The sequence below is a fragment of the Comamonas jiangduensis genome (assembly GCF_030162955.1).
Taxonomy (GTDB): domain Bacteria; phylum Pseudomonadota; class Gammaproteobacteria; order Burkholderiales; family Burkholderiaceae_C; genus Comamonas; species Comamonas jiangduensis.
The window spans coordinates 22894-34321 of the sequence record NZ_JARXOV010000016.1 but is presented as its reverse complement, the minus strand read 5'-3'; the positions used below and the strand labels follow the sequence as shown (position 1 = coordinate 34321).

General features: G+C 60.0%; 8 protein-coding genes. All 8 read left to right on the top strand.

The window, feature by feature from the left end:
* The first annotated feature begins 126 nt into the window (after positions 1–126).
* The 8 genes from earP to QEP12_RS12705 all read left to right on the top strand — a co-directional run bounded on the left by earP (position 127) and on the right by QEP12_RS12705 (position 11095).
* Complete coding sequence (gene earP, locus QEP12_RS12740; protein WP_284214495.1) at positions 127–1224, top strand: elongation factor P maturation arginine rhamnosyltransferase EarP; 1098 nt, start codon at positions 127–129, stop codon at positions 1222–1224.
* Between the two features lie 154 nt (positions 1225–1378).
* Entirely contained in the window at positions 1379–1933 is a 555-nt protein-coding gene (efp, locus tag QEP12_RS12735) for an elongation factor P (protein ID WP_174862654.1), read from the top strand.
* Between the two features lie 362 nt (positions 1934–2295).
* Positions 2296–6132, top strand: coding sequence for a trifunctional transcriptional regulator/proline dehydrogenase/L-glutamate gamma-semialdehyde dehydrogenase (putA, locus tag QEP12_RS12730; RefSeq protein WP_284214494.1), 3837 nt, complete (start codon positions 2296–2298; stop codon positions 6130–6132).
* A gap of 138 nt (positions 6133–6270) precedes the next feature.
* Positions 6271–7362, top strand: a complete 1092-nt coding sequence (locus tag QEP12_RS12725) for a branched-chain amino acid ABC transporter substrate-binding protein (protein WP_284214529.1) — start codon at positions 6271–6273, stop codon at positions 7360–7362.
* A gap of 134 nt (positions 7363–7496) precedes the next feature.
* Positions 7497–8426, top strand: coding sequence for a branched-chain amino acid ABC transporter permease (locus QEP12_RS12720; protein ID WP_284214493.1), 930 nt, complete (start codon positions 7497–7499; stop codon positions 8424–8426).
* Positions 8423–9517: an ABC transporter permease subunit gene (locus tag QEP12_RS12715; RefSeq protein WP_284214492.1), complete on the top strand. Its 1095-nt coding sequence runs from the start codon at positions 8423–8425 to the stop codon at positions 9515–9517. Before QEP12_RS12720 ends, QEP12_RS12715 begins: the two co-directional genes overlap by 4 nt.
* Entirely contained in the window at positions 9514–10371 is an 858-nt protein-coding gene (locus tag QEP12_RS12710; protein ID WP_284214491.1) for an ABC transporter ATP-binding protein, read from the top strand. The genes QEP12_RS12715 and QEP12_RS12710 overlap by 4 nt, the downstream gene beginning before the upstream one ends.
* The gene (locus QEP12_RS12705) at positions 10364–11095 is read left to right on the top strand and encodes an ABC transporter ATP-binding protein (protein ID WP_284214490.1); all 732 of its coding nucleotides are present in this window, start codon (positions 10364–10366) and stop codon (positions 11093–11095) included. Before QEP12_RS12710 ends, QEP12_RS12705 begins: the two co-directional genes overlap by 8 nt.
* Positions 11096–11428: the final 333 nt, after the last annotated feature.

Genomic DNA, 11428 nt, shown 5'->3' with positions numbered 1-11428 from the left:
TTCCAGATATGCCTTAGCGGCCAATTTCGATCGAAACAAGCCAATCACACACTACGCTGCACAGCACCGCTGCAGCGCTACCATCACCGCCTCACTGCTTGCGCCCTCGCGCACTGAATCACCGCCATGCCTGACTGCCTCGCCGCCCCCCAGCACCGCCCCCAATGGGATATTTTTTGCCAAGTGATCGACAACTTTGGCGATATTGGTGTGTGCTGGCGGCTGGCAGCAGAGTTGGGCGCGCGGGGTGTGCAAGTCACGCTACGGATTGACGATGCATCGGCTTTGGCTTGGATGGCGCCGCAAGGCGCACCCAACGTGCGCGTCTGCAGTTATGACGCGGTTTACGCCGCGCCCCCCGACGTGGTCATTGAAGCATTTGGCTGCGAGGCCCCGGCACCTTATTTACACGCTCTGGCGCAGCGCCATGTGCAATGCCAGCAAGCCCAGCAGCCCCTGCCCGTGCTGATCAATCTGGAATACCTGTCTGCCGAAGATTATGTGGAGCGCTGCCACCGCCTACCTTCGCGCATCATGGCGGGCCCGGCGGCGGGCATGACGCGCTGGTTTTTCTACCCCGGCTTTACCGAGCACACGGGCGGCTTGCTGCGCGAGCAAGCATTGGCACAGCGCCAGTCGCAGTTTGACCGCACCGCATGGCGCACAGCGCACGGCATTCAGGCGCAGGACTGCGCCATCTCGCTGTTTTGCTATGAACCTACCGCGCTGCCGCAGTTGCTGCAGCAAATCAGCGCGCCAGCGCCAGACTGGCACCCCGCGCTGATCGTGACACCTGGCCGCGCCACAGTGGCGGTGCAATCCAACGCCTGGGCCGCACAAGTAGCGCCTATCTACTTACCCACCCGCAGCCAGCCCGAGTTTGACGAAATGCTCTGGGCCTGCGATCTCAACTTGGTGCGCGGTGAAGACTCCTTGTTGCGCGCCCTGTGGGCCGGCCAGCCTTTTGTGTGGCACATCTACCCCCAGCACGACAACGCCCACCACGCCAAGCTCGATGCTTTCTTGGATTGGCTGCAAGCGCCCGCCAGCTTGCGCGCCTTTCACCATGCGTGGAATAGCATGGCAGATGCTGCCACCCTCCCGGCCATCACCCCTGCGTTATTGCAGGAATGGCGCGACTGCACCCTGCAAGCGCGCGCTAATTTGCTGGCGCAAAGCGACCTCATTGCACAACTGCAACCGTTTGCGGCGGAAAAAAGCTAAAATCTCCCCTTTTGCCGCTTTGAAGGCTCTGCGCGCAGCGCGTAGACCCGACCTCTGAGCGGCTCCCGCCGCGGAACATGCGGCAGGCCCTACGCTTTTAGCGCCATGCTTGCCTGCCGTGTTGAGCGGCTTTACCCAACCAGCTAAGCAAGCTATGAAAATCGCTCAAGAAATCCGCGCAGGCAATGTGATCATGTTCGGCAAGGACCCCATGATTGTCCTGAAGACCGAATACGCCCGTGGCGGCCGTGGCGCTGCCACTGTGCGCATGAAGCTGAAGTCCCTGATCGGTAACTTCGGCACAGAAAACGTGTTCAAGGCCGACGACAAGATCGACAACGTGATCTTGGACAAGAAGGAATGCACCTACTCCTACTTTGCTGACCCCATGTACGTGTGGATGGACGAAGAGTTCAACCAGTACGAAGTGGAAGCCACCAACATGGGTGACACCATCAACTACCTGGAAGACGGCATGGTGGCTGAAGTGGTGTTCTACGACGGCAAGGCCATCTCCTGCGAGCTGCCCACCACCATCGTGCGCGAAATCACTTGGACAGAACCCGCCGTCAAGGGCGACACATCGGGCAAGGTGCTCAAGCCTGCCAAGATTGCTACAGGTTTCGAAGTGGCTGTGCCTTTGTTCGTGGACCAAGGCGACAAGATCGAAATCGACACCCGCACCGGCGAATACCGCAAGCGCGTGTAATGCAGCGGCAGCGCAAACGCTGCTGCCATGCGATTGCATCGCACACACGAAAAAGGCTTCCTTCGGGAAGCCTTTTTTTGTTGCCCATCTTTATGAAAACCATAGCTACTGGCGCCTATTAAATAAGCACTTCAGTGCATAAAACCCTTGAAAGCACCGCACAACCAGCGCCAACCGCTCTATTTTCTATATTTCAGCCGCCCACCTGATTGGCACACTTTCTGCACTCCAACCGTCATCGCGACACAGGTTGCACCAAATAGGCAACAGGTAAACCCCAATATCTGATTGGGTTGCACCTTTCTAGAATCGCGCCACTTTTCTCAATGTGCACAGGTTCTTCTTCAGGGAGTTCGGCGGTTATGGCGACAACAACCATAGGCATCAAGGTGGATGAGTTGATGCGAGACAGACTCAAAGCTGCAGCACAGCAATTGGGCTGCACTCCCCACTGGCTGCACAAACAAGCCCTGCACAGCTACCTGGAAGCCATTGAGCAAGGCAAGCCCCTGCCTGAGTTGCAATACCTGGGTACAACCGCTCTGAGCGACACGGTAGAACCCGAGGCATTGACCGACCAACCTCTGCCTTACGCACCGTTTTACGCACTTGCGCAAGATGTACAACCCCAAAGCGTGCTGCGCGCCGCCATCACCGCCGCTTACCGCCGCCCCGAAACTGAATGCCTGCCGCTGCTGATCGCGCCGGCCACCAGCACCCACCCCCAGGGTGTACAAACCTTGGCCACGCGCTTGGTACAAGCCCTGCGCGACAAACGCCACAAAAAAACTTCCGGGGTTGAGGCGCTGGTGCAGGAGTATTCGCTGTCCAGCCAGGAGGGCGTGGCGCTGATGTGCTTGGCCGAGGCCCTGCTGCGCATTCCTGACCGTGCCACGCGCGATGCTTTGATCCGCGACAAAGTCAGCAAAGGCGACTGGAAGTCGCACACCGACTCACCCTCCCTGTTCGTCAACGCTGCCACCTGGGGCTTGATGATTACCGGCAAGCTGGTCAGTGTGCACAGTGAGCAAAAGCTGAGCAGCGCCCTCACACGCATCATTGCCAAAGGGGGCGAGCCACTGATTCGGCAAGGCGTTAACACCGCCATGCGCATGATGGGCGAGCAGTTCGTCACCGGCCAGACCATTGGCGCGGCGCTGGCCAACAGCCGCAAACTGGAGGAAAAAGGTTTCCGCTACTCCTACGACATGCTGGGCGAAGCGGCCACCACCGAGGAAGATGCGCTGCGCTACCTGCAGTCGTACGAGCAGGCCATCCACGCCATCGGCCAGGCCTCGCAAGGGCGCGGCATCTACGAAGGCCCGGGCATCTCCATCAAGCTGTCGGCCCTGCACCCGCGCTACAGCCGCGCCCAGCGCGAACGCGTGATGGGTGAGTTGTACCCGCGCCTACTCAAGCTGGCCGAGTTGGCCCGCCAGTACGACATTGGCCTGAACATTGACGCCGAAGAGGCCGACCGGCTGGAAATTTCGCTGGATTTGCTGGAGCAGCTGTGTTTTGCCCCCTCGCTGGCTGGCTGGAACGGCATTGGCTTTGTGGTGCAGGCCTACCAGCGCCGCGCCTTCTTTGTGCTGGACTGGATCATTGATCTGGCCCGCCGCAGCAAGCACCGCCTGATGGTGCGCCTGGTCAAAGGCGCCTACTGGGACAGCGAAATCAAGCGCGCGCAAGTCGACGGGCTAGAAGATTTTCCGGTCTTCACCCGCAAGGTGCATACCGATGTGTCCTACCTCGCCTGCGCCCGCAAACTGCTGGGCGCGCCCGAAGCCATATTTCCGCAATTTGCCACCCACAACGCGCAGACGCTGGCCAGCATCTACCACATGGCGGGCAACAACTACTACCGCGGCCAGTACGAGTTTCAATGCCTGCACGGCATGGGCGAAGGCCTGTACGAAGAAGTGGTGGGCGATACGACCGCTGGCAAACTGGCGCGGCCCTGCCGCATTTATGCCCCCGTCGGCACGCACGAAACTTTGCTGGCCTATCTGGTGCGCCGCCTGCTGGAAAACGGCGCCAACAGCTCGTTTGTGCACCAGATTGGCGATGAGAGCGTAGACATTGCACAGCTGGTGACCGACCCGGTCACTGCCGCCCAGGCGCTGGAGCCACTGGGGCGCCCCCATGAGCGCATTCCACAGCCTACCCACCTGTATGCCGCGCAAGCGCGCCGCAACTCCGCCGGCCTGGATTTGAGCAACGAGCACCGGCTGGCCTCGCTGTCAGCGGCATTGCTGAGCAGCGTGACACCGCTGACCGCACAAGCGGCCAACAGCGAGCCATGCAACGTCCACCGCGTCCTCAACCCTGCGCACACCCAAGACGTGCTGGGCGAAGTGCACATGGCTGGCCCGGCAGAAGTTGCACGCGCACTGCAGCAGGCCCAGCACGCCGCCCCCATTTGGCAAGCCACTCCCGTGAATGCGCGTGCACAGGCCTTGCTGCAGGCTGCAGACATCTTGCAAGCCCATCTCCAGCCTCTCATGGGACTGCTGTGCCGGGAGGCAGGAAAAACCTTGCCCAATGCCATCGCGGAAGTGCGCGAAGCCATCGACTTTCTGCGCTACTACGCCCAGCAGGCCGAGCAGTATTTGAACAATGACAGCCACCGCCCCTTGGGCGTGGTGGTGTGCATCAGCCCGTGGAATTTTCCATTGGCCATTTTCTGCGGCCAGATTGCTGCGGCACTGGCGGCAGGCAATGTGGTGATTGCCAAACCCGCAGAGCAAACCAATTTGATAGCTGCACAGGCAGTCTCCATGCTGCACCAAGCCGGAATTCCCATACATGCGCTGCAACTGCTGCCCGGCGATGGTGAAACCGTGGGCGATGCACTGGTCAGCCACCCTGCCACCGATGCGGTGGTATTTACCGGCTCTCACCCTGTCGCGCAACACATTCACCGTCGCCTGTCCCAGCGTTTGGGCAGCCACGGCAAACCGGTGCCACTGCTTGCCGAGACCGGCGGCATCAACGCCATGGTGGTGGACTCCTCTGCACTGTCTGAACAGGTGGTGGGCGATGTGCTGATGTCGGCTTACGACTCAGCAGGCCAGCGCTGCTCGGCACTGCGGCTGCTGTGCCTGCAAGAAGACAGTGCCGACCACGTGCTGCACATGCTGCGCGGCGCCATGCAAGAGCTGCGCGTGGGCAACCCCGACCAGCTGGCCACCGATGTGGGCCCGGTGATTGATGCACAGGCTAAGGCCGATATCGACAACTATATCGAAAGCATGCGCCGCCAGGGCCACAAAGTTACCCAACTGGAGCTGCCTGCCGAATGCCGCCACGGCCACTTCGTGCCCCCTACGCTCATCGAAGTGGACAGCGTGCAGGATCTGAGCCGCGAGGTGTTTGGCCCCGTGCTGCACGTGCTGCGCTACGCCCGCAAAGATATGGATGCCCTGCTGCAAGCCATCAACCACCTGGGCTTTGGTTTGACCTTTGGCGTTCATACCCGCCTGGATGAAACCGTGGCCCATGTCTCACAGCATATTCACGCGGGCAATATTTATGTCAACCGCAACGTGGTGGGCGCCGTGGTGGGCGTGCAGCCTTTTGGTGGTGAAGGGTTGTCAGGCACTGGCCCCAAAGCGGGTGGGCCGCTGTATTTATTCCGCCTGCTGTCCCAAGCACCGGCTTTGGAGCAGTTGTCTATCCCCAGCGCACGCGGCACCCAGGCTTTGCCCGTGTCCGCGGGCCAGCAAGTGCTGCTGGATGGCCCCACCGGTGAAACCAACCAATACGGCTTGCAGCCACGGGGCTTGGTCTGGGGCATTCCCAGCACGCCAGAAGGCCTGCAAGCCCAGTGGCAAGCGTGCCAAGCCACAGGCAATACCTTGCTCCTGCAAGACAGCCCCGCCTTGCGAGCGCTGGTTGCCCAGTGGCAGCAGCAAGTGCCTGCCGCCCAGAGCGCTGCCTTGCAATGGGCCACCGAGATGGAGCTGGCACAACTGCCCCTGCAAGCGGCCTTGGCAGAAAGCGATACCGATGCGCTCTTGCATTTACAGCAGCAACTCAGCACCCGATCTGGCCCTCTACTGCTGGTGCAGGGTTTGACCACCGAAGAAATTCGCCACGGTGAGCGTTACCGACAGGAACGTTTATTGCGAGAGATCAGCATCAGCACCAACACCACAGCAGCCGGCGGCAACGCCAGCTTGATGATGGTGGGTTAGTCCCATTCCCTTCAGCCCTAGGCCTTTTTACAGTCCTGTTTTTCTCTGACCACTAAGGAGCAACGTCGCATGAAAAAATCTCCATCCTTCAAGACCGTGACCAGCACTTTGGCACTCGCTTGCGCCTTTGGCGGCCTGATGAGTGCAGCCCACGCAGAAACCACAGTGCGCCTGGGCTTTGCCGCCCCGCTGACAGGCCCCCAGGCCCACTACGGTGAAGACATGCGCAATGGTTTGACGCTGGCACTGGAAGAAGCCAACGCCAAGGGCATCAAACTGGATGGAGACAAAGCCAAGTTTGTCCTGGTATCCAAGGACGACCAGGCCGACCCACGCACCGCGGTGCAAGTGGCGCAGCAAATTGCAGACGCCAAGGTCCATGGCATGCTGGGGCACTTCAACTCTGGCACCACCATTCCCGCCTCGCGCGTGTACAACGATGCAGGCATTCCACAAATCGCCATGGCCACCTCGCCGGAATACACCCTGCAAGGCTATGACACCACGTTTCGCATGATGACCAGCGACACCCAGCAAGGTGCTGCCGTGGGTGTCTTCATGGTCAAGGATCTGAACGCGAAAAAAGTGGCCGTGATTGACGACCGCACCGCCTACGGCCAAGGCTTGGCAGACCAAGTGATTGCCGCCGTCAAACGCGCGGGGGGCACCGTGGTAGCACGCGAATACACCACCGACAAGGCCAGCGACTTCACCGCCATCCTGACCAGCATCAAAGCCAAGGGTGCAGAGGCCATTTTCTTTGGCGGTCTGGATGCGCAGTCCGGCCCCATGCGCCGCCAGATGCAAACGCTGGGCATCACCCAGCCGCTGGTTTCCGGCGAGATGACCCGCAGCGACACCTTTTTGAAGCTGGCGGGCGAAGCCGCCAATGGCACTTATGCCTCTTTGGCGGGCGTGCCCCTGAAGACCATGGCCCAAGGTGAAAAGTTCGCTGCCGCGTACAAAGCCCGCTTTAAGGTAGAGCCCGGTGTATACGCACCCTACGCTTATGACGGCGCTTGGAACATGGTCACCGCCATGGAACAAGCAGGCTCAGCCAAAGCCGATAAATACCTGCCCAAGCTGGCTGCGTTGAAGCGCAGTGGTGCCACCAGCGCCAACATTGCCTACGACAAGAATGGCGACCTGAACGAAGTGGCCGTGACCATCTACACCGTCAAGGGCGGCAAGTGGCAAGAGGTCAAGACCATCGTGGATTCGGCCAAGTAAGCGCCATGCATGCTGCTGTGCCACAGGGTGGCAGGGCAGCATGCTCTCCGGCCAAGCAGCACTGCTGCTGACCTCGGTCTTGCGTCACAGCAAGGCCATTTTTTCCGACTGACCACGCCCAAGGCGCGCCCGTCATGGATATTTTTGTACAACAAATCATCAACGGCCTGACGGCGGGCAGCGTGTACGCGCTGGTTGCCTTGGGCTACACCATGGTCTACGGCATCATCGGCCTGATCAACTTCGCCCACGGCGATGTGGTCATGGTCGGCGCCATGACTGCCACCAGCATCGTGCTGGCATTGGTGGGCCACTATGGTGACGTTTCCGTCTTTGTCGCTCTGGGTGCCGCACTGCTGGTTTCTATTCCGGTGTGCATGGCCTTGGGCTGGACGGCAGAGCGCATCGCCTACCGCCCGCTGCGCCGTGCCCCACGGCTGGCGGCACTGATTACCGCGATTGGCGTTTCCATCATCATTCAGAACCTGGCCATGATGTACTGGGGCCGCAACTACCTGAATTTCCCGCACATTATTGAGCCCACCGTCTTCCAGATCGGCGATGCGCGTTTGAGCATGCTGCAAATCGCCATCATGCTGGGCTCGGCCCTGATCATGGTGGCCTTGCTGCTGCTGGTACACAAGACCCGCTTGGGCATGGCCATGCGTGCCACAGCCCAAAACCGTGAAGTGGCAGGGCTGATGGGCGTGAATATCAACACCGTCATCTCCGCAGCCTTTCTGATTGGCTCAGCCCTGGCCGCGATTGCGGGGGTGATGATCACCAGCTACTACGGCGTGGCGCAATACACCATGGGCTTTATGCTGGGCCTCAAAGCCTTCACTGCCGCCGTGCTGGGCGGCATTGGCAACCTGGGCGGTGCCATGTTGGGCGGCCTGCTGCTGGGCCTGATAGAGGCCCTGGGGTCTGGCTATGTGGGCAACCTCACCAATGGCGTGTTTGGCAGCCACTACCAGGACGTATTCAGCTTCATCGTGCTGGTGGTTGTGCTGATCTTCCGCCCCTCAGGCCTCTTGGGTGAACGTTCAGGAGACCGCGCATGAGCCGCACTGCAACTGCTTCTGCCCCACACACACCCACCAAAGTCTGGCTGGGCGCTTTTGCCATCGGTGCGGTGCTGCTGGCACTGCCGTTTGTGCTGGGTGCTACCGCTGGGCAAGGCTGGATTCGCATCCTCAACTTCGCCCTGCTGTATGTGATGCTGGCACTGGGCCTGAACATTGTGGTGGGTTTTGCCGGCCTGCTCGATCTGGGCTACATCGCTTTTTATGCCGTGGGCGCCTATACGTGGGCGTTGCTGGCTTCGCCGCATTTTGATTTGCACCTGCCTTTTTGGCTGGTACTGCCCATTGGTGTTGCCTTGGCCGCTATGGCAGGCATAGCACTGGGCTTTCCGGTGCTCAAGCTGCGCGGTGACTATCTGGCCATCGTCACACTGGGGTTTGGCGAAATCATTCGCATCTTCATGAACAACCTGGATGCCCCGGTGAATATCACCAATGGCCCGCAAGGCATCAACCGCATTGACACCGTGAAAATCGGCGACTGGGCACTGGGCAAGCCGGAAACCATTTTGGATTTCCGCATCACGGGGCCAGAAAAGTACTACTACCTGCTCATGGTGATTGTCATTGCCATCATCTTCATCTGCATTCGCCTGCAGAACTCGCGCGTTGGCCGCGCCTGGGAGGCCGTGCGTGAAGACGAAGTGGCCGCCAAGGCCATGGGCATCAACACCCGCAACATCAAACTCATGGCCTTTGGCATGGGCGCCAGTTTTGGCGGTGTGGCAGGCTGCTTGTTTGCCTCGATGCAAGGCTTTGTCAGCCCCGAGAGTTTTGGCCTGAGCGAATCGATTGCCATTTTGTGCATGGTGGTGCTGGGCGGCATGGGGCATGTGCCCGGCGTGGTGGCTGGCGCCCTGCTGCTGTCGATCTTTCCAGAGGTGCTGCGCAATGTGGTGGTGCCGATTCAGCAAACCCTGTTTGGTGATGTGATCGTTGACCCCGACGCCATCCGCATGCTGCTGTTTGGCATTGGGCTGGTTGCGGTGATGATTTTCCGCCCCGAAGGCCTGTGGCCCTCCAAGGTGCGCAAACGCGAACTCCACCAAAGCAAGGAGCCACAAGCATGAGCGCCCGCCTCTCCACCTCAACCGCACGCGAGCCACTGCTGATTGCCCAGGGACTGAGCAAACGCTTTGGCGGCCTGCAAGCACTCAAAGATGTGAGCTTTGAGATTCGCAAGGGCGAAATCTTCGGTTTGATTGGCCCCAACGGTGCTGGCAAGACCACGCTGTTCAACGTGATGACGGCGCTCTACATCCCTGAGTCGGGCAGTTGCCTGTTCAACGGCGTGGAGCTCACCAAGCTCAAGCCCTACCAAATTGCCGAGCAAGGGCTGGCACGTACTTTCCAAAATATTCGCCTGTTCGCTGCGCTCACTGCGCTGGAGAACGTGATGATTGGCCAGCATCTGCGCACCAAGGCGGGGCTATGGGGTGCCATGGTGCGCAACAAAGCCACCCGTGAGGAAGAGGCCCGCACGCAAGCGCGGGCACTGGAGTTGCTGGAGTACGTAGGGATTGCCCATGTGGCCAATGAAGTGGCGTCCTCGCTGTCGTACGGCGACCAGCGCCGCCTGGAAATTGCCCGCGCCCTGGCCACTGGCCCTTCGCTGCTGGCCCTTGATGAGCCTGCCGCAGGCATGAACCCGTCCGAAACCGTGGTGCTGCGCGCACTGATTGAAAAAATCCGTGACGACGGCATCACCGTGCTGTTGATTGAACACGACATGAAGCTGGTCATGAATATGTGTGACCGCGTGCTGGTGCTGGAGTATGGCCAAGTGCTGTCGTACGGCCTGCCGCACGACGTGCAGCACGACCCCCGTGTGATTGAGGCGTATCTGGGCAAGGGAGCAGCGCAAGATCCGCTGCTGCACCCTCAAGCTGCAACACCCCACCAAGAAGAGAAGCGCCATGACTGAAGCACAGGCTTCCCCCCCCATGCTAGATATCCGCGGCGTGGATGTCGCTTACGGCGGCATACGCGCAGTGCGGCAGTTGAATTTGCACGTCAACGCCGGCGAATTGGTCGCCCTGATTGGTGCCAACGGCGCTGGCAAAAGCACCACCTTGCGCGCCATTTGCGGCTTGGTGCCGCTGGCTGCAGGCAGCATTCACTACCAAGGCCAGAGTTTGGCTGGGCAACCCGTGCATGCCATGGTGCGACAGGGTTTGGTGATGGTGCCCGAAGGCCGGGGCATTTTTCCGCAGCTGACGATTGAAGAGAACCTGCACATGGGCGCCTACAGCCGTGCAGACAAAGCCGCCATCGCACAAGAGTTGGATCAGGTGTACGCCCGCTTTCCACGCCTGGCCGAACGCCGCAAGCAAACCGCCGGCACCTTGTCCGGGGGGGAGCAGCAAATGCTGGCCATGGGCCGCGCCATTTTGTCCAAGCCGCAACTGCTGCTGCTCGATGAGCCCACCATGGGCTTGGCACCTATCATGGTGGACAAAATCTTTGAAGTGATCCAAGACATCTCCAGCCAAGGCGTCACCATTTTGCTGATTGAGCAAAACGCCCGCCTGGCCCTGGAAGTGAGCCAGCGCGGCTACGTGCTGGAATCTGGAGAACTCACCCTGGAAGGCCCAGGCCACAACCTGCTGCACGACCCCAAGGTGCGCGCCGCCTATCTGGGCGAATAACAGCTGGGCCCATAACTCCCCCCAAGGCTTCCATGTGAAGCCTTTTTATTTTGATAGCAGCCAGCGCTTGCTCATTAAGCATTTCGGTGGTGTAGAGCACTTCAACTCCCCTGCCTGCATTTTTGGTACTACTTGGCACAACAGCGAACGTGACTGTATGCACCGCCCTAAATGCCAACGACCTTTGCCCCATGCATTGACCCACCGTATGGTTGTTTGCCGTGTTTTGCAGGGCTGACATGACTACACCAGAACGCCCCGGAATTCAGGGCTACCCTTACAGTGATTTACAGCGCCAAAATGCTATCCAGCGCAAGCACAGCAAGCACCACA

Bases quoted from the DNA above. Each gene is read 5' to 3' on its own strand.
- earP (WP_284214495.1), top strand. From the start codon at position 127: ATGCCTGACTGCCTCGCCGCCCCCCAGCACCGCCCCCAATGGGATATT.
- efp (WP_174862654.1), top strand. From the start codon at position 1,379: ATGAAAATCGCTCAAGAAATCCGCGCAGGCAATGTGATCATGTTCGGC.
- putA (WP_284214494.1), top strand. From the start codon at position 2,296: ATGGCGACAACAACCATAGGCATCAAGGTGGATGAGTTGATGCGAGAC.
- QEP12_RS12725 (WP_284214529.1), top strand. From the start codon at position 6,271: ATGAGTGCAGCCCACGCAGAAACCACAGTGCGCCTGGGCTTTGCCGCC.
- QEP12_RS12720 (WP_284214493.1), top strand. From the start codon at position 7,497: ATGGATATTTTTGTACAACAAATCATCAACGGCCTGACGGCGGGCAGC.
- QEP12_RS12715 (WP_284214492.1), top strand. From the start codon at position 8,423: ATGAGCCGCACTGCAACTGCTTCTGCCCCACACACACCCACCAAAGTC.
- QEP12_RS12710 (WP_284214491.1), top strand. From the start codon at position 9,514: ATGAGCGCCCGCCTCTCCACCTCAACCGCACGCGAGCCACTGCTGATT.
- QEP12_RS12705 (WP_284214490.1), top strand. From the start codon at position 10,364: ATGACTGAAGCACAGGCTTCCCCCCCCATGCTAGATATCCGCGGCGTG.